Annotated in this window: 17 protein-coding genes; 9 read left to right on the top strand and 8 right to left on the bottom strand. The window is 40.0% G+C overall.

Features of this window, described 5'->3' with window-relative positions:
* Nucleotides 1-82 precede the first annotated feature (82 nt).
* Together ybaK and NST46_RS18395 are read left to right on the top strand one after the other, a co-directional pair.
* Nucleotides 83-577, top strand: a complete 495-nt coding sequence (gene ybaK, locus NST46_RS18400) for a Cys-tRNA(Pro) deacylase (protein WP_341137566.1) — start codon at nt 83-85, stop codon at nt 575-577.
* 265 nt (nt 578-842) lie between these two features.
* Entirely contained in the window at nt 843-1,031 is a 189-nt protein-coding gene (locus NST46_RS18395) for a hypothetical protein (protein WP_095307408.1), read from the top strand.
* Between the two features lie 109 nt (nt 1,032-1,140).
* Here the strand turns inward: NST46_RS18395 and NST46_RS18390 are convergent, their stop codons facing one another.
* The 6 genes from NST46_RS18390 to NST46_RS18365 all read right to left on the bottom strand — a co-directional run bounded on the left by NST46_RS18390 (nt 1,141) and on the right by NST46_RS18365 (nt 4,789).
* Complete coding sequence (locus tag NST46_RS18390; protein ID WP_303450133.1) at nt 1,141-1,329, bottom strand: hypothetical protein; 189 nt, start codon at nt 1,327-1,329, stop codon at nt 1,141-1,143.
* Between the two features lie 111 nt (nt 1,330-1,440).
* Nucleotides 1,441-1,896, bottom strand: a complete 456-nt coding sequence (locus tag NST46_RS18385; RefSeq protein ID WP_095307406.1) for a YndM family protein — start codon at nt 1,894-1,896, stop codon at nt 1,441-1,443.
* Between the two features lie 144 nt (nt 1,897-2,040).
* On the bottom strand, nt 2,041-3,510 hold the full coding sequence (locus NST46_RS18380; protein ID WP_095307404.1) for a sodium:solute symporter family protein: 1,470 nt from the start codon (nt 3,508-3,510) through the stop codon (nt 2,041-2,043).
* A complete protein-coding gene (locus tag NST46_RS18375) occupies nt 3,510-3,695 on the bottom strand; it encodes a hypothetical protein (RefSeq protein ID WP_095307403.1) in 186 nt (61 codons plus the stop codon). Before NST46_RS18375 ends, NST46_RS18380 begins: the two co-directional genes overlap by 1 nt.
* A gap of 368 nt (nt 3,696-4,063) precedes the next feature.
* Nucleotides 4,064-4,198 (bottom strand): BA3454 family stress response protein, encoded by a 135-nt coding sequence (locus tag NST46_RS18370; protein WP_095307402.1) that lies wholly within the window; start codon nt 4,196-4,198, stop codon nt 4,064-4,066.
* A 276-nt stretch (nt 4,199-4,474) separates the two neighbouring features.
* Complete coding sequence (locus tag NST46_RS18365) at nt 4,475-4,789, bottom strand: PepSY domain-containing protein (RefSeq protein WP_095307401.1); 315 nt, start codon at nt 4,787-4,789, stop codon at nt 4,475-4,477.
* Nucleotides 4,790-4,983: 194 nt separating this feature from the next.
* On the opposite strand from NST46_RS18365, the gene NST46_RS18360 reads away from it, so the two are divergent.
* Nucleotides 4,984-6,048: a M42 family metallopeptidase gene (locus NST46_RS18360; protein WP_118889025.1), complete on the top strand. Its 1,065-nt coding sequence runs from the start codon at nt 4,984-4,986 to the stop codon at nt 6,046-6,048.
* Nucleotides 6,049-6,093: 45 nt separating this feature from the next.
* On the top strand, nt 6,094-6,612 hold the full coding sequence (locus NST46_RS18355) for a DUF84 family protein (RefSeq protein WP_251660005.1): 519 nt from the start codon (nt 6,094-6,096) through the stop codon (nt 6,610-6,612).
* Nucleotides 6,613-6,692: 80 nt separating this feature from the next.
* Here NST46_RS18355 and NST46_RS18350 read toward each other — a convergent pair whose 3' ends face one another.
* Both NST46_RS18350 and NST46_RS18345 read right to left on the bottom strand, forming a co-directional pair.
* Nucleotides 6,693-7,133, bottom strand: a complete 441-nt coding sequence (locus tag NST46_RS18350) for a YtoQ family protein (protein WP_095307397.1) — start codon at nt 7,131-7,133, stop codon at nt 6,693-6,695.
* Nucleotides 7,134-7,178: 45 nt separating this feature from the next.
* Complete coding sequence (locus tag NST46_RS18345; RefSeq protein ID WP_303450119.1) at nt 7,179-7,355, bottom strand: hypothetical protein; 177 nt, start codon at nt 7,353-7,355, stop codon at nt 7,179-7,181.
* Between the two features lie 618 nt (nt 7,356-7,973).
* On the opposite strand from NST46_RS18345, the gene NST46_RS18340 reads away from it, so the two are divergent.
* From NST46_RS18340 to NST46_RS18320, 5 genes are read left to right on the top strand one after another with little or no spacing between them, the layout of a single operon-like run.
* Nucleotides 7,974-8,759, top strand: a complete 786-nt coding sequence (locus NST46_RS18340) for a 2,3-dihydro-2,3-dihydroxybenzoate dehydrogenase (RefSeq protein ID WP_303450116.1) — start codon at nt 7,974-7,976, stop codon at nt 8,757-8,759.
* 54 nt (nt 8,760-8,813) lie between these two features.
* Nucleotides 8,814-9,989, top strand: coding sequence for an isochorismate synthase DhbC (gene dhbC, locus NST46_RS18335; RefSeq protein ID WP_303450239.1), 1,176 nt, complete (start codon nt 8,814-8,816; stop codon nt 9,987-9,989).
* A 49-nt stretch (nt 9,990-10,038) separates the two neighbouring features.
* The gene (locus NST46_RS18330; RefSeq protein WP_303450113.1) at nt 10,039-11,652 is read left to right on the top strand and encodes a (2,3-dihydroxybenzoyl)adenylate synthase; all 1,614 of its coding nucleotides are present in this window, start codon (nt 10,039-10,041) and stop codon (nt 11,650-11,652) included.
* A 28-nt stretch (nt 11,653-11,680) separates the two neighbouring features.
* Nucleotides 11,681-12,592 carry an isochorismatase gene (locus tag NST46_RS18325; RefSeq protein WP_095307394.1) on the top strand — a complete coding sequence of 304 codons (912 nt, stop codon included), beginning with the start codon at nt 11,681-11,683 and terminating at the stop codon, nt 12,590-12,592.
* 22 nt (nt 12,593-12,614) lie between these two features.
* Complete coding sequence (locus NST46_RS18320) at nt 12,615-19,769, top strand: amino acid adenylation domain-containing protein (RefSeq protein WP_341137565.1); 7,155 nt, start codon at nt 12,615-12,617, stop codon at nt 19,767-19,769.
* Nucleotides 19,770-19,782: the final 13 nt, after the last annotated feature.

The raw sequence follows: 19,782 nt of genomic DNA, 5'->3' as shown, positions 1-19,782 counted from the left end.
GAATGGGCAGTTTCCTATAGGGAACTATCAGATTTATGATAAGATGATTGTATACAAAATCGTTAAAGAAGGTCACTACCCAATGAAGAAAAAAAAGATACAAAAAACGAATGCCATCCGCTTGTTGGATAAAGAAAAAATTGACTATACCATTTATGAATATCCGTGGAACGAGGAGCAGTTAGATGCTCGGACTGCTGCGGAAAAAGTAGGTATGCAACTTGATAAAATATATAAAACCTTAGTGACAGTCGGTGATAAGACTGGTGTGACGATAGCCTGTATCCCAGCTGAAAATGAACTCGATTTAAAAGCATTAGCAAAAGTAAGTGACAACAAAAAGATGGAAATGCTACCGATGAAGGATTTAGAAAAAACAACAGGCTATATACGTGGTGGCTGCTCACCGATTGGAATGAAAAATAGTTTTTCAACGTATCTTGCTGCTGAAGCTAAAACGATGGGAAGAATCGTTGTCTCAGCTGGAAAAAGAGGGATGCAAATCGAATTAGCACCATTTGATTTGATAACTGTAACAAAAGCAGCCTATGCAGAAATTGCTTCAAGAAATAGTTAAATAATTTATTACCTTAGGAATCAATTCACCCTATAAGTGGATTGATTTTTTTTCCTATTACCTAGTTATCTCCTTTAACTTCACTAAAAGAAAAAACATTGCATCTACATCATACACCTTTCAACACAACCTAGAAAAAATTCGTAATGAGACAACCTTGCACTTTCATACACTATAATTGGAGTTTTTTTCGTGATTCACCGGTATGATTCACCATTCTTAAGGAAAGAATAATTTAATATACACAAAGAGAGGGAAATGAGTTATGAACCAGTATTTAACACATACGGAATTAGAGAACTTACATTATTTGATAGGTGAACATCAGAAAATTGCCAATCAGTTAGAAGTGCTTGCACAAACTTCAGCAAACCCTAAAATCAAATCGAATCTGAAAATAGCTGCAGAATCTGCGAAAGCAGCACATAATCAATTGTTATCATCTTTTCGTTAATGAGCCTGAGTATAAACTACTCGGGTTTCTTTATTTACCGATTCCAATCAGGATATGATGTTATCACTTAAAAAACCTGTCTCACTGATCCGCGAGACAGGTTTCCGTATTAACGATTGTTGTTATTGTTTCTGTTACGTTTATTATTGTTATCGTTGTTGTTATTGTTGTTGTTGTTATTGTTATCTAAATCATCTAGAAATTCGTTCGCGAACTCAACGTTATTAACTTCCTGGTTATTATTGTTATGATTGTTGTTATTGTTGTTTCTATTGCGGTTGTTCTGTCTGTTATTCATGTTATTCCTCCTAGGATTTGTTTGTAAAAACAATTCACTACATCATAAAGTGGCTTTTACAATCCATATTGTGTACCATTTTATAAAAAATACTCCTACAAATACAAAATATTATTTTTCATCTTGATTTGTTGGATCATTTGGTTTATCTAACTCCGAACTAAACTCTGTTTGGAAATATCGTTTTGGAAGGTAAACAACTTTGTTCTCCGTATTTTTTAAATTTCGTAACACTTCTCGCCTCATATATTGATGGAAAAATACTTCCCCAACGGTGATGACGGCGGCAGTTATAAATGCTGCTGAACCAATTGGAACGGATGCGTTAAAGAGCATATTTCCAATAAAAAGCACAACTACCCATGCAAGGATAAAATCGCTGATTAATGCCATGCTTTTTTCAATCAATGGTATAACAAACACATCACCAAGAAAAGCCAGTCCAGTAAGAAGCACACTTGTTGTTATTACTCCTGCAAAAGAAACATTGAAAAAGAGTCCAAGGACAATGCTTACAATGACAGTTGTTAAAATAAATTTAATGATTAACGGTTTGATATATTTCATAGAATCCGCATCCTCTCTATAGTGAACATACTTTTTATAGGTTATCCCATTCTAAGAGAAGTCATTCATTGGAAAATAAACATGGTGAGTTAACTATTCATGACAATAAAAAAGACCCCTTCAAAATTGAAGGGACTCAACTTCCTAGCTTTCTTTTTTTAATGCTTGGCGGATATAGGTAAGAAATTCATTTGCTTTTGCTTCGGGAGCTTTTGTTAGTAAACTAACTCCAATAAAAAGAATCGTTGAAATTCCAATTCCCCAAAGTCCCGAGGCAAGTCCAAATGGTTTCACTTGGAAAAACTCGAGAAGAATAACAATAATCCCAGCAACTAAAACACTGGAAAGAACACCTGCTGCACTTCCTCTTTTCCAAAAGAAGGTTCCAATGATTGCTGGCACAACTACAATTAATCCAGCCGAGGAAGCTACAGAAAGCACTGCAATTAAATTCAGTTGCATTTCAGCAAAAAGATAGGCAAGGAGAGCGATGATTGGAATAACAATTTTTCCAACTCGAAGCTGTAACCTGTCACTCGTATTCTTTTTGATATTTCCATAAACATCCTTAGCAAAAAGGGATGATAACGTTAATAAAATCGAATCGATTGTTGAAATTGCCGCCGCCATGATCCCAACCATGACGATAACTCCAAGGACAGGAGGTACTAAATCTGAAGAAAGCACCAATGGTGTTGCAAGATCAGCGTTTTCTAAGTTAGGAAACATGATTGCAGCAGAGTAGCCCCAGATAATAGCAACAAAGGTATAAATAAAACCAAATACAAGAAAGCCCATCAGCATATTTTTTAAGCTTTTTAAGGATGCTGGCATATACAAACGTTGACTGACTTGTGGATTGGAAAGACTAAAGAAGAACCAAGGAATCGTTAATCCTAGAAATGTAAGAAAACTAAAAAATCCGTTACCTGGAACCGTTAATAATTCAGGTTGCGTCGTTTCAATCGTTTCAAAGAATGTAGTAAACCCACCTAATCCGTTCACAAGAATAAGTACAACCACTGTAGAGCTAACAATCATAAACAATGCTTGAAGGGAGTCTGTCCATGCTACAGAACGAATACCGGCAATGTATGTAAAAACAATCGCAAGTAGTGTAGCAATAAGGACACCTGTCGTATAAGGAATAGCATTATTCGTAACACCTTGCAATAAGTAACCGACACCTGAAAGCTGAACAGCACTGTACGGTATAAGAAACAAACAGTTTGTAACCGCAACAACAATTGCAACATATTTATTATCATAACGATCACCAAGCATTTCAGATGGTGTCACATACCCATACTTTTTCCCCACCACCCAAAATCGAGGACCAAAGAAGGCAACTAATGAAACACCCATCAAGTATATTAGTTCAAACCCGAGTGCTCCTACACCACCACTATAGGTTAGACCAGCTAGCCCCACGAGCATAAATGCACTGTAAGTGGTAGCGCTGTAGCTAAGTGCTGAGACAAATCCACCCATTTTTCGGTCGCCGAGAAAATAGCTCTCCATATTATGCTGTTTGCCCGTTCTGGATAGAAATGCAATAACGAGGGCCAGCAAGACGTAAATCGAAATAGCCCACCAAACAAGAGAAGTTGTCATTATTTTTTACCCCAATTCTTTGTCAAGAAATAATTCATGATAATTGTAATAAGTGCCAAAGCAATCCATAACAAGAAGCTTCCATACCATTTTGTAACATTCGCGAGCACGGTATAGGGAAGGATAAATGCTAGTAAAACAATAACCAAGATAAGTAATGCCCATGTTAACTCATTTGTTTTCATCAAATACCTCCGAAACATGTAATCAATAATCTATTTTGCCACTGAAAGATAAGGTCATCCGTAAATCGTTTACAAATTGTCGTTGTCTAATTAAAGCATGAATATGATATTTAATGTGAAAAAATTCACATTAAAAGGACTACTTAGTATAAATTTTGGACAAACCTCCTATATCAACATTTAAAATATATAAGAATTATCATAGCAAATAGATTTAATTTTTGCCATATTTTATTTGAATTTATAATAGGTTTTATTTAAGTGGATATTGGAGTTGGGGGGGAGAATCTTGAAATAGTTATACAATAGACGATCTATGGAGGAAATTAAAAAAAGCAGGTATCGTTAACAGATGCCTACTTATGAAATCATTCTTTCCATTGCTGTTCAATTTGTGAAATAGCTATTTGCAATATTTCTTCATCACTTGTATCGTTTGTTGTGATTACATTCGTGTTGTAGAGCTTACCGTCATAGTCGATGGTAAGATTAATTTGAATCATTTTGTGTCCTCCTGTCAAAAAAATGAAATTAATGTCGAATTGACTAAATATTATATCAATTACATTTATTATACGATAAGTTTACCTGTTTGTATAGGTAATTGCCTGCAATTTTACAAAAACTTAGTATGGAATTAATATGAACGTTTGCTGGTTAGACTGTGACTAGTCCGGGGAGGGGAATTGATGCAATGGCTTTAAGCGGTAAAGATAACTTGAAGACAATAAAAGCTACCTTAAAAGTAATTATCTTCTAAAGTAGCTTTTGTTGTCTTCTTATACAGTTTGTTTCGTGTCGATAATCCCACCAGTTTCTACATCTACATAAAATTCATATTGCTTATTTTCACCATCGATATTACGGGTAATGCCGCCGCGATAGGCATTATAAAGAAGGCCATTACGTTCGACTTCCTCTGGTTTCATATAAATCCATGATCCACTAATTGGCCCTTTGCGTTTAAACATTTCTTTTGCATGATTTAAAGCTTTCTCTGGAGTTACTTTTTGATAGTGGTTGACTTGTTCCCTTGCCAAGTATCCGATTGCAAAACCGAATGCAGCGGCAAGAATCACTTTTCTTCTGCTCAATACGTTCACCTCTTGAAAAAGATTAGTAGACTGTATATGAAGTGCGTGTTGAACACCTCTATTATGTGCAAGTATACAGGATTATCGCATAAAATGAAAACGATAGTGCGTGATAAGTGGAAAGTTTTCGACGGTTTCAGTTATACTAAAATTGGATGTTCTAAATCGTTTATACCTATTTGGAGGGAAATAAGATGAAACAAGTTACACTTGAGCTATTTAAAAATCTGACAGAGCTGCAAGGTGCGCCGGGGAATGAGCATCTTGTCCGTTCTTTTATGAAAAAAGAATTAGAAAAGTATGCAGATGAGATCATTCAGGATAACCTTGGTGGCGTTTTTGGTGTAAAGCATGGAGAAGGACCGCGCGTTATGGTGGCAGGCCATATGGATGAAGTCGGCTTTATGGTGACGCAAATAACAGACAATGGTATGCTTCGCTTTCAACCACTTGGTGGCTGGTGGAATCAAGTAATGCTTGCGCAGCGTGTCCAAGTAATGACGAAAAACGGTCCTGTAATTGGTGTGATTGGTTCAATCCCGCCACATCTTTTAACAGAGGCACAACGTAAGAAGCCGATGGAAATTAAGAATATGCTCATTGATATCGGTGCAGATGATCGGGAGGATGTAGAGAAGATTGGCGTACGTCCAGGAGATTCCATCGTCCCAATCACACCTTTTGAGCCGATGGCAAACAATAAAAAAATTCTTGCTAAAGCTTGGGACAACCGCTACGGCTGTGGGCTTGCTATCGAATTAATGAAGGAATTACAACATGACACATTGCCAAACCAATTGTATTCTGGTGCAACTGTACAAGAAGAAGTTGGGTTACGCGGAGCACAAGTAGCAGCGAATATGATTGGACCAGATATCTATTATGCACTGGATGCTTCACCAGCAAATGATGCATCAGGCGATAAAAAAGCGTTTGGTCAATTAGGCAAAGGCGCATTGCTTCGTATTTTTGACCGGACGATGATTACACATCGCGGTATGCGTGAATTTGTTTTGGATACGGCAGAGTCGAACAACATTCCATATCAATATTTTATTTCGCAAGGTGGAACAGATGCCGGGCGTGTACACCTGTCTGGTGATGGTGTGCCGTCAGCAGTTATTGGAATCTGTTCACGTTACATTCATACGTCTGCATCCATCATTCATGTAGACGATTATGCAGCAGCGAAAGAATTGTTAGTGAAGCTAGTTAAAACGACAGACCAAAACATGCTTGAAGTAATAAGAAAGGCGTAAAGGAGTTTCGAGTTTATTGTTTATACAAGCACGAGGTGAATGAGGATGAAGATTAAAATTGGTTCAAAAAACCCAACGAAAATTAATGCAGTTTCCGAAGTTTTTCCAGATGCTTCGATAACTGCTTTCAATGCAAGTTCTGGCGTATCGAAACAGCCATTTTCAGACGAAGAAACAATGCTTGGAGCAGTAAATCGAGCAACGCAATGTGCGGAAGTTGAAGACATAGCAATTGGCATCGGACTAGAGGGCGGTGTCATGTACGTCGACAGCAGGTTATATTTATGTAATTGGGGCGCACTTGTTACACCAGAGGGCCAGATATTTACGGCTAGTGGTGCTCGAGTTGCTTTACCAAAAGAACTAGAAGCTGGATTGCGTGATGGTGCAGAGCTAGGCGATCTAATGGATCGCTATGCAGAAAAGCAAGCAGTACGGACTCGAGAAGGAGCGATTGGAATTTTCACGAATGATCTGGTATCGCGACAGGAAATGTTCGTGCATGTTGTGAAGCTGTTACGCGGTCAATGGGAATACTGGAGTGAAAAAAAGAACCGAAAGTAAGGGAGACCCCTTACTTTCGGTTCTTTCGTTCGGAGCGCAGTCGGTACATCGCTAATCAGGCACTTGCGCTTTTGTTCTTCTTATTCATAAATATATGCTAATACCTCTAATGCCTGATCGACTGTTTCTACTGTAACATTCGCTTTATTGGAAAGCTCTTTCAACGGATGAATTAAAGATTCTGGACGAATAATAATAGTTGGTTTATTCATTGCAATGGCAGCACTTGCGTCCATTGCAGTGTTCCATTGCTTATACTGCTCTCCAAATAGCGCAATCACAACATCCGATTTCTGCATTAATACTTGTGTACGGAAGTTATTTACACTGGAAGCGGCGTCGTCTTTATACAACTTGCCAGGCTGTTCACCTAAAATATCCTCTCCAATATCATCCGAACGGTCATGATTGGTTTGTGGTGCAACAAATTTTAATGGAAGATCTCGTTCCTTTGCTTTTTGTTGTACCTCATCACGCCAATCTGTATGAATTTGCCCCGCTAAATATACAGTTAGTTCCATTTTTATCCCTCCCAAGATTGATTCTACTATTAATAGTAACGAATTTTAAACTGATTGCAAAGGAATCGCTGTTGAAATTTTATTTTCCAGAAGTAATTCTCCTATCGGATAAACTATTACGCGTTTCTCGCAATGCAAACCTTGAATAGCAGTGCCAGCAATGATAATTTCAGGGAATCCGAAATCAAGAACTCTGCTTCTGGGAAAGAAAATATATTCCATGCTGTTATGCCTAGTGCAATGTCATTAACAGCATCTTTCTTAAAGTGTATATATACCCTTTTTTTATGAAATAAATTCTTCACGAAAATAGTTAACAACAAAATATGGAGTCTCACAAATTTCAGGTAGTCTTTGAAAATAAGCCCTAAATTACTAAAAAAAAATTCATTCATGTCTTAAGGCTGATTTTGTTTTATTACACATAATCAATTTTACTTATCCATTAATAAATGACCTTTATAGTACTCGAAAAAATAAAGCATTACCTTAGCAATAGGAACAGAAGAGCAAATAACATAAACGATGGAAAAACACTTGATTTTTAAAATTTTCAAGCCTATCATATATCTTTAGTTGATATTGATAATCATTTTCAATTGTGTTTTATTGTAAAAGTACAATATTTTACGTTTTTAAAAAGTGATAAACAAAGAAAAAACTATGTATTTATACTTAAGAAATACAGGTGTAGTACAAAATTACCAAATGATAAAAAATTAAGAAAAATAGTTGATTTTCACGTTAATAGCGTCTATGATGGGTGTCAATGATTGATAATGAAAATCATTCTCAATTATTTTTTTCACCCAGAACCAATTATTCGAAAGGAATGGTGCTATGAATGTGAGTGAAATCAATGGGAAAATTGCTGTCGTTACTGGGGCGGCAGGAGGGATGGGACAAATTATTTCCGAGAAGCTTGCTGAGAATGGTGCAGTAATTGCGGCAATCGATACAAATAGTCAAGTACTGAAAAAGTGCGTAAAAGAATTGCAGGATAAAGGCTATCAGGCTACAGGTTTTTCAATAGATATCAGCAATTTAGATGCTGTTGAGGAAGTTGTTGCTTTTATTGAATCCGATGTCGGACCTATCGAGATCCTAGTAAATGCGGCTGGTATGCTGCGATTAGGAGAGATCGATGTGCTCGATAAAGAAGATTGGAATGCAAGCTTTGCTGTCAATGCTACCGGCGTGTTTCATGTATCAAGTACTGTTTCTAGGCGCATGATCCCTCGTAAAAGTGGAGCCATCATTACGGTAAGCTCTAATGCGGCTCATATGCCAAGAATGGCAATGGCTGCATATGGAGCTTCTAAAGCGGCCGCAACAATGTTTACAAAATGTATGGGACTAGAGCTCGCCCAGTATAACATTCGCTGTAATGTTATTTCTCCCGGTTCCACGGAAACAAGTATGCTGAAAAAACTTTGGAAAGATGAACACGGTGCCCAAAAAACGATAGAAGGCCAATCTGAGGCATACCGAGTTGGAATTCCTCTGGGTAAGCTAGGCAAACCAAAGGATATTGCTGAAACGGTACTATTTTTAGTTTCCGATCATGCATCCCATATAACCATGCACGATATGGTTATCGATGGAGGAGCTACTTTAGGCATATAACATGGAGGAGGTAATTAGAAAGTGAGTAAAACAAGTGTTGCAAAACATAAATCGATGCTAGATGAGTATGCAGCAGGAGATTTCTTCCTAGCATCGCCAAATCAAACGATGGTAGGAAAAGGTATATTTTCAGTTATTGAGAAGGCAATGGAAACTGAAAATCAATTATTTAGCCTACCATCACGTGTAGAGGCTGCTCTCAATCAAGCGAAGCAGGCTGGACACCCTTATCCTGTTGCTGTGGGAGCAGTACCTTTTGATTACTCGGAAGATTCGGAAATAATTATTCCTGAGAAAGTGGATGTTTCCGAGCCTTTAGATATAGACGAAGAACAGCAGGAATCTTTATTCGACATGTATCCATATGAAATGCAGCCTATACCAGAACCAGAGGAATATATGAATGGTGTTAACCAGGGGTTGAAGAAGATTGCAACAGGACATATCGACAAGATTGTTGTTTCCAGGGCTTTGCATTTTAGCACAGTGGAGCAGGTTGATGTTAACCAGCTTTTAAGAAATCTGGCGCTACATAATAAGCAAGGGTATACATTTGCAGTCGATTTAACGGATGAAAAACCGACCAGAAAACAAAAGGAATCTAAAGGAAAACGTACGCTAGTTGGCGCAAGCCCAGAACTGCTTGTATCCAAATGCGGACATACTGTATTTGCAAATCCCCTTGCAGGTTCCCGTCCTCGCAGTGATGATTCAGTCGAAGATCAAAGGCGGGCCAACGAGCTGCTAGATTCGGAAAAAGACTTATATGAGCATGCTGTCGTAGTTGACATGGTGAAGGAAGCACTTGCTCCTTTCTGTGAAACAATGGAAGTGCCAGAGTCACCGTCCTTAGTGAAGACAGAAGCAATGTGGCATCTCTCGACAGAGATACGTGGAACTTTAAAACAGCTCGAAACATCTTCGCTGGAACTCGCTATTGCACTGCATCCGACACCAGCTGTTTGTGGTTATCCAACAGCATTAGCTCGTGAAGCTATCTATGAGATAGAGCCATTTGACCGAGGTCTCTTTACCGGAATGGTCGGTTGGTGTGATGAAAACGGGGATGGAGAATGGATTGTAACAATACGCTGTGCCGAAGTAAAGGAACGTTCTATACGGCTGTTTGCAGGTGCGGGAGTGGTAGCTGGTTCAAAAGCAGAAGAAGAATTGAACGAGACTTCAGCCAAGTTTCGAACGATGCTCCAGGCAATGGGTATAAAAGACTGATAGAAGTTTTGCAGGAAACTATAAACGAACGAGCAGGGAGGAAACTATTTTGTTAGATGGATGTCAACCTTGGCCCCATGAAATTGCCGCATTTTACCGTGATACAGATTGCTGGCGGGGTGAAACATTTGGGCAAATATTGCGTGATAGAGCCGCTATGTATAGTGAGAATATTGCTTTAACGTATGGTGAAGAGCATGTGAGCTATAAAACATTGGATGAGAGAGTAGACCAATTAGCTGCAGGATTTCAGCGAATAGGATTAAAAAAAGAAGACCGTGTTGTCGTTCAATTACCAAATACAATTGCATTTTTTGAGGTTTGTTTTGCATTGTTTAGGCTGGGTGTATTGCCAGTGTTTTCACTTCCGACGCATCGATATAGTGAGATCCAATATTTCTGCGCATTTTCGGAAGCGAAGGCGTATATTATGCCAGATCATTTCAATGGCTATAATTATTTCGACATGGCTCGGGAAGTACGTGAAAATACACCTTCCTTGCAGCATGTTATTACACTTGGTGAATCAGAGGATTTTATGAAATTAGCCGATTTATATATCGATGATCAATATATACAGCCTGAAGTATCACCTAGTGACATTGCTTTTCTACAGCTTTCAGGAGGAAGCACAGGGCTTTCTAAACTGATACCGAGAACACATGATGAATATATTTATAGCTTGCGCAGGAGCAATGAAATATGCGACCTAAACGAGCAGAGCGTCTATTTGGCCGTTTTGCCGATTGCGCATAATTATCCGTTAAGTTCACCGGGGGTGCTTGGCGCACTTTATGCTGGTGCCAGGATTGTTCTTTCCCCTGGTCCGAGTCCAGATGAAGCCTTTCCACTGATTGAAAAAGAGAAAGTAAGTATTACAGCACTTGTTCCGCCACTAGCAATTATTTGGCTGGAAGCTGTCAAAACACGTTCTTGCGATTTCTCCAGTCTTCAGGTTATTCAAGTCGGTGGTGCACATTTCAGTTCAGAAACTGCTAAAAGAATTCAGCCAGCATTTGATTGCAAATTGCAGCAGGTTTATGGGATGGCTGAAGGTTTAGTGAATTATACCAGATTAGATGATCCCGATGAAATTGTCATCCATACCCAAGGGCGTCCGATGTCCCCTTACGATGAAATCCGGATTGTTGACGAGGAAGATCGTGAAGTAGCACAAGGAGAAGCCGGAGAATTGTTAACTCGTGGCCCATATACAATCCGGGGATATTATAAAGCAGATCACCATAATGCAAAAGCATTTACTTCAGATGGATTTTACCGTACAGGGGATTTAGTGAGTTTAAATGAAGCAGGATATATCGTTATGGAAGGCCGAGTCAAAGATCAAATTAACCGTGGTGGTGAAAAAATAGCAGCAGAAGAAGTGGAAGATCATCTGATTGCACATCGTCATGTATTAGATGTCGCGATTGTCTCCATGCCTGATAAATTTCTCGGTGAGCGGTCTTGTGCATTTATTATCCCATTTGAGCAAACACCGTCTGCCGCTGAAATAAAGGCGTTTCTGCAAAAGAGAGGGATTGCAACTTATAAAATTCCTGATCGAATCGAGATCGTTAATTCCTTTCCGCAAACACCTTTCGGGAAAGTCAGTAAAAAAGCTTTACGTAAGATGATTACAGAAAAATTAGCAAATGTATAAAATCAAAAATATGAAAGGAAGTGTTTTAATGGGTATTCCTAAGATTCCATCTTATTCAATGCCGAATGTATCGGATTTTCCAGAAAATAAAGTTTCATGGCAGGTGGACCCGGACAGGGCTGTTCTGCTTATTCATGATATGCAAGATTACTTTTTAAATTTTTATGACAGAGGTCAATCACCGGTGACGGAGCTGGTAGACCATATTGAATTACTGAAAGCACAATGTAAAAAACAATCTATTCCAGTAGTTTATACAGCACAGCCAGGTGATCAGAATCCTGAGGATAGGGCACTGCTAACAGATTTCTGGGGTGAAGGGCTTTCGGATGATCCAGCGCAGACTAGCATCATTGATGCACTCACACCCGAGGAAAATGATTTAATGCTTACGAAATGGCGGTATAGTGCATTTAAAAGATCAGACTTTCTGGATATTATACAGAAACAAGGGCGTGACCAGTTAATTATTTGTGGTGTTTATGCACATATCGGGTGTCTTCTAACTGCAGCTGAAGCATTTATGTATGATATACAGCCTTTCTTTGTTGCTGATGCAGTTGCAGACTTTTCATTGGATGAGCATAAAATGGCGATCGAATATGCAACAAAACGATGTGCAGCTACAACTTCTACTGCTGACATACTGCGAGAATTGCAAGTGATTGAGGGGAGCAATACAAAGGAAGAAACAGACATGACAGGATCATTTACTTTTGAAGCAATGCGCCAACAAGTTGCCGAACTTCTGGATTTGGAGGCTGAAGAACTTTCAGATACTGATGATCTGTTCGATTTAGGGCTTGATTCCATTCGGCTGATGAGTTTGGTTGAATCGTGGAGACAAAACGGATTAGAAGTTAATTTTATCAGGTTGGCAGAAAAAGGTAACTTATCAGCATGGTGGAATTTAATCGATAGGGTAAGTGACAAGGTATAAATGAAAAAGGAGGTTCAAAGATATGCCTAGATCGATAGTGGCGCACCATTCATTGACTGGTGCTCAGGCCGGTATTTGGTATGCACAACAACTGGAACCAGAGAATCCTATTTATAATACGGCTGAATATGTTGAGATTAACGGTAGTCTACAGCTCGAACACTTTGAAAAAGCACTACGGCAGGCAATCGAAGAGGCAGATTCGCTACATACCAGGTTTGGAGAGAGTGAAGACGGTCCATGGCAGGAAGTTCGTGAACAGAGAGATTTTTCCTTTCATTTTATAGATGTAAGTGGGGAGAAAAATCCGCGACAAGCTGCTGAAAGTTGGATGAAGGTCGACCTTGCTGAAGCAATTGATCTGACGCAAGATTTGCTGTTTAAGCAAGCCTTATTTAAGGTGAGTTCGGATCAGTATTTCTGGTATCAGCGTATTCACCATATTGCTGCGGATGCATATGGGTTTGCGCTCATCGCACAGCGAGTGGCAGATATTTATACATCACTTGTATATCGCCATCCTGCTGTAGACAAGCTGGGGTCATATCAAGATGTGTTAGAGGAAAATGAGGCATATCTAACTTCAGAGAAATACATGCATGATCGCACTTTCTGGATGAACCGTTTTAGCGATCAACCCGACGTAGTAAGTTTCGCAGATACTTCGTCGCGATTATCAAACCAGATCATCTATCAGACAGGCTATGTACCAACTGATACAGTGGATCAATTGAAACAAATGGCCAATAGAGGAAGTTTGTATGAAGTAATTGTTGCGGCTGTAGCTGTTTATATGCAGCGTTTAACGAGTGCTGAAGATGTTGTTCTCTGTTTACCGATGATGTGCCGTATGGGCACATCATCGGTAAAGGTACCTGCAATGGTAATGAATTTGCTGCCATTACGTCTTGCGGTGCGTCCAGGTATGACTTTTTCAGAATTAATGCAGCACGTGCAGCGAGAAATGCATGAAGTTCGTTTGCATCAGAATTACCGACATGAAACATTACGGCGAGACCTGAAATTGGTGGGTGGAAATCAGCGATTATTCGGTCCGCAAATTAATATGATGCCGTTTGATTATGAATTAAATTTTGCTGGAAGTATAGGGAAAACGCATAAGCTTCATACAGGACCAGTCGATGATCTTTCTCTAAATATTTATGATCAGCGTGATGGCAAAGGGCTAAGAGTCGATCTTAACGCGAATGCAGATATTTATAGTGAACAGGAAATAGAACTTCATCTCAGGCGTCTTTTACATGTAATAGAAAATATTGCAATGACAGAAGCAGATGTGAACGTTTCGAAAATGAATGTCCTTTTACCAGAGGAAAAAGATAATGTCTTATACAGATGGAATCGTACTTCGTTAGAGCAAGAGCAAGTAACTGTACAGGAAATGTTCGTAAGACAGGCGATATCTACACCGAAGTCTCAAGCGTTGATATTTAATGAAAAGACGCTTACGTATTCTGCATTGAATGAGAAAGTTAATTGTCTTGCCCACTTACTAAAAGAACATGGGCTGGGACCTGAGAAATTTGCTGTATTAGCACTGCCGCGATCAGAAGATATGGTTATTGCCATCTTAGCTGTTCTAAAAACGGGAGCAGCCTATTTACCGATTGATCCGGATTACCCATCTGATCGTATTGCTTATATGCTGGATGATGCCAAGCCTATGTGTATACTGACACATCAGTCAATACAGTATGGTTTGCCAGAAAGCGAAGTTCCGAATCTCGTGTTAGATGATTTAGTTGTTCAGGAAAGGTTAGCTGCCTATGCTAATATCGATTTTCCTTGCGTACCAATAGCACCTCATCGGCCAGCATATATGATCTATACATCTGGTTCGACTGGTCGTCCGAAAGGGGTTGTTGTGACCGCGGAAGCCTTGATGAATTTCCTTCATTCGATGCAAAACAGATTTAAATTAGGGGAGGAGGATCGACTTTTAGCTGTTACAACAATCGCTTTTGATATATCGGCACTGGAAATGTTTCTCCCGCTTATTAGCGGATCAAGTTGTGTTATTGCAGAAAAGGACGTAGTTAAAGATCCCGTTTTATTAGCGCATCTGATTGAAGAAAACAGTATTTCTGTCATGCAGGCAACACCAACTCATTGGCATGCCCTCGTCTCGTCATTCCCGCAAAAATTACGGGGACTACGGGTGCTTGTCGGTGGAGAGGCGCTTACAGCTAATCTAGCAGAAGCACTCTATGAACTTGATTGTGAAGTAACAAACCTTTATGGACCGACAGAAACAACAATATGGTCTACAGCGATGACCCTTAATCAGAAGCAAACAGGTATTCCTTCCATCGGGTGCCCGATTGGAAATACTCAGGTATTTGTGCTGGATTCCAGCTTGCAGCCTGTGCCCCCTGGAATGAGCGGAGATTTATATATAGCTGGAAAAGGACTGGCACGAGGATATTTTAACAGACCTGATTTAACTTCGATAAGCTTCATTGCCAACCCATATGGGTCACCAGGAGATCGAATGTATCGGACTGGCGATGTTGTCCGTTGGGGAGCAGATGGCAGGCTTGAATATATAGGTAGATCAGATCATCAGATTAAAATCAGAGGTTTTAGAATAGAGCTTGGGGAAATTGAGGCTTTTCTTGCAAAAGACTGCACTGTTAATCAGGTAGTAGCTGTCGTTCGGGAGGATCAGTTAGGGGATAAACGCTTAATTGCTTATCTTGTACCAGAAACAGGGGAAGAAATTGATCTAACTGAACTTCGCCAATCTGCACGAAATAAGCTGCCTGCCCATATGGTTCCTTCCGCATTTGTTATATTAGATGCCTTGCCATTAACGCCTAATAAGAAAATTGATCGAAAAGCTTTACCGGAACCGGATATCATGAAAGGCGATCAAAGCCGAGAACCAAGAACCCCACAAGAAGAAATATTATGTGATCTTTATAAACAAGTTCTAGGTGTTTCGCAAATAGGCATTGATGATAGTTTCTTTGATCTTGGTGGACATTCGCTGCTCGCTGCCCAGTTAGTTAATCGAATTCGTGAAGTGTTTGAGGTTGAGATCGGCATTGGAAAAATTTTTGAGACTCCGACTGTTGCAACTCTTGTTAAGCAGCTGGACAAGGGTAAGCAAGTAAGACCACCTATTGAGAAGGCAGAAGCTCAAGAAATGATTCCATTATCATTCGCGCAACGACGTTTATGGTTCCTATACCAGCTGGAAGGTCCTAGTCCAACTTATAATATCCCAGTTGTCGTTCATTTAAAAGGAACATTAAATTACGATGCATTACGGGATGCGCTGGTGGATGTGGTTGAGCGACATCAATCCTTAAGAACAATTTTTCCGGAACAAGCAGGGGCCTCCCAGCAACTGATATTGGATACAGAGGCGGCCAAACCTGTACTGCATGTGCATCAAATTGAAGAAGTGAAATTAAATGATCAATTGAACAAAGCTGTAAGGTATTGCTTTAACTTGGCAGAGGAGCCAGCATTTCGGGTTGAACTTTTTGAAGTAGAAGCGGATAAGTATGTGCTTCTCCTATTACTGCATCACATTGTGGGTGACGGATGGTCGCTCACACCATTAACAGAGGATCTAAAGCGGGCATATGTCAGTCGTTGTCAAGAAGAAGCCCCAAAATGGACAGCATTACCCGTGCAGTATACAGACTATGCGCTTTGGCAAGAAAAACTGCTAGATAACAAACAGGATACCAAAACTTTAGCTGATGAACAGCTCGCTTACTGGCAAGAAACATTAGCAGACTTGCCTGACTACCTAGAATTACCGACAGACTATTCCCGCCCATTGGAGTCTAGCTATCAGGGAGAGACATACCAATTTACGATTCGTCCGGAACTGCATCAGCAGTTGCTGGATATCGCTGCACAAAACGGGGTCAGTTTATTTATGACATTACAAGCAGGGCTGACAGCATTGCTGACAAGACTGGGAGCAGGAACGGATATACCTTTAGGGAGCCCTGTAGCGGGAAGAAATGATGATACGCTAACCGACCTTGTTGGTTTATTTATAAACACATTGGTATTGCGTACAGACACATCCGGTAATCCAAGTTTCCGGGAATTGCTCGACAGAGTGAGAACGGTCAATATCAATGCTTATGAAAACCAAGATCTACCGTTTGAAAGATTAGTAGAGGTACTAAATCCAGTTCGTTCGAGATCAAAGCATCCATTATTTCAAATTATGCTCGCACTACAAAATACAACTGCTCCAGACCTGAATTTACCTGATCTAGAGAGTGATCTATCGATTTATAGTGTAGGGGCAGCTAAGTTTGATTTTACGTTAGAGTTTCGTGAACGTTTTAATGACATTGGAAATGCAGATGGTTTAGATGGTTTCCTGGAATTTAGTACGGATCTTTTTACGGAAGAAAGGATCGTATTGATGGTAAGACGGCTTATCCTGTTATTGGAATCAGCTGTGAAGGATCAGGGGCAACCGATTGGGCGTCTTGAAATATTAGAACAGGAAGAAAAGCAAAAGTTGCTTACACTTGGAAGTGTGAAGGAAGATATGCAAGAGCTGTCCTTGCCATCACTATTTGAAAAGCAAGCGATGCTTCATCCAGAAAACATTGCACTCGTAATTGAAAACGAAAAAATGAGTTACCAAACATTGAATCAGAAAGCGAATCAGCTTGCACATTTATTAATAGCTGAAGGTGTTGGCCCGGAGCAGTTTGTCGCACTTGCTCTACCAAGGTCATTTGAAATGATAATCGGTTTATTAGGGATATTGAAGGCTGGAGCAGGATATGTACCACTCGATCCGAATTATCCAAGTGAACGTATCGCATTTATGCTGGAAGATGTAAAGCCGAAGTTTATTATTACAAATGAAGCATATGCTGCCAAACTTCCGGAAACGGATGTGACTCCAAGTATTGTCTTGGACAAAAAAGAAATTGTAGAAAAGTTAAATGAAAATAAGGTTACAAATCCGACAGATCAACAACGAGTCCAGCCGTTGAAGCCGCTTCATCCAGCTTACATTATTTATACTTCCGGTTCAACGGGTCTTCCAAAAGGGGTTGTTATTCCTCACCAAAATGTTCATCGTTTGCTTAAAGCAACTGATCAATGGTTCCAATTTAGAGCAGATGATGTATGGACGCTGTTTCACTCTTATGCATTCGACTTTTCTGTTTGGGAAATGTGGGGTGCTCTATTGTATGGCGGTCGTCTTGTCATTGTACCGCATACGATTAGCCGTTCACCTGCTGACTTTCTGCGGTTGCTTGTTCAAGAAGGAGTTACCGTATTAAATCAGACACCTTCCGCATTTTATCAGTTAATGCAGGCAGATCGTGAACAGGAAGTAATCGGGCAGAATCTAGTATTAAGGTATGTCATTTTTGGAGGGGAAGCACTCGAACTAAGTCGATTGGACGATTGGTATGAAAGACATGCTGATGATGCACCGAAACTAATCAATATGTATGGTATTACAGAAACGACTGTTCATGTTACGTACATGGAGCTTAGCAAGAGAACACTTTCAGCACGAGCAGCTAGTATCATTGGCCAAGGTATACCGGATCTTGATGTATTTGTATTGGATAATTTTCTCCAGCCGGTTCCATTAGGTGTCGTAGGGGAATTATATGTATCCGGTCCTGGATTAGCTAGAGGTTATTTTGGGCGTCCTGAATTAACTGCAGGTCGCTTTGTCGCTAATCCCTATGGGGAAAGAGGTGCAAGAATGTATCGCACCGGGGATTTAGCTTGTTGGAAAGACTACGGGGTCCTGGATTATTTAGGCAGAGCCGACCAGCAGGTTAAAATAAGAGGATTCAGAATTGAATTAGGAGAGATTGAACATGTGCTTTCTGAACATCCTCAAGTAGAGCAAGCAACCGTGATAAGCAGGGAAGATCAACCGGGTGATCAACGGCTTATAGCTTATGTTGTCTTAAAGAGAAACGAAAATGGAGAGCATGTTGATTTACGGCATTGGGTTGCGAAACATTTGCCTGATTATATGGTTCCATCAGCGTTTGCAGTGATCGGCGAATTTCCATTAACACCTAATGGCAAACTCGATTACAAGGCATTGCCTCAACCTGACTATACAGCAGAAATGAACGGACGTGGGCCAAGAACACCGCAAGAAGAAGTCCTTTGTAACCTATTTATGGAAGTACTTGAAGTGCCATATGTAGGGATCGATGATGAGTTTTTCCATCTTGGTGGTCATTCTCTGCTTGCTGTACAGTTGATGACGCGAATTAAAGAAACGTTCGGCATAGAGCTTAGTATCGGTAATCTCTTTGAATCTCCGACTGTTGCAGGGCTTGCTGAACGATTGGAAATTGGTGATGATCATAATGCACTTAACGTGTTGCTGCCACTGCGTAGAAGCGGAAGTCTTCCACCGATATTCTGCGTACATCCTGCAGGAGGGCTTAGTTGGTGCTATGCGGGGCTGATCAAAGCATTAAAGAAGGATTTTCCGATATACGGCTTACAGGCACGAGGAATTTCGGAGCCAGGCAACTATCCGAAGTCATTGGATGAAATGGCTGCAGATTATATTGAGCAGATACAACGTGTTCAGCCTGAGGGTCCTTATCATTTGATTGGATGGTCATTAGGTGGAAATGTTGTTCAAGCAATGGCCACAAAACTTCAACAACAAGGGGAGGAGGTTGCACTTGTCGCTATGCTGGATGCATATCCAAATCATTTTCTGCCGATAAACAATATGCCTGACGAATCAGAAGCACAGATTGCTTTACTTGCCTTGGGAGGATATGATCCTGAAAGTTTTGGGGAGAAGCCATTGGAATTGGAGCATGTAATTGAGTTGCTTAAGAAAGACGGTAGTGCATTAGCAAGCCTTGATGATGCTGTGATTATGAACTTGAAGAAAACATATGTACAGTCTGTACATATTTTGAGCCAATCAGAACCGGAACTATTTGTTGGTGATATTCTCTTTTTCCGATCGACTATTATTCCAGAGTGGTTTGAGCCGATACATGTCAACGCATGGGAATCTTATGTTCATGGGACCCTTGAAGCGTATGATATTCATTGCCGTCATAAGGATATGTGTCAGCCGGAACCGTTGGCGGAAATCGGAGAAATTATTTCTGAAAAGCTAAACAGTATGTATCGACGTATCTTAATAGATTCATAGAGGAGAGATAGAT

The sequence above is a fragment of the Oceanobacillus sp. FSL W7-1309 genome (assembly GCF_038002145.1).
GTDB classification, from domain to species: domain Bacteria; phylum Bacillota; class Bacilli; order Bacillales; family Amphibacillaceae; genus Oceanobacillus; species Oceanobacillus profundus.
The sequence above is the reverse complement of the archived record's forward strand: the minus strand, read 5'-3'. Positions and strand labels throughout refer to the sequence as shown.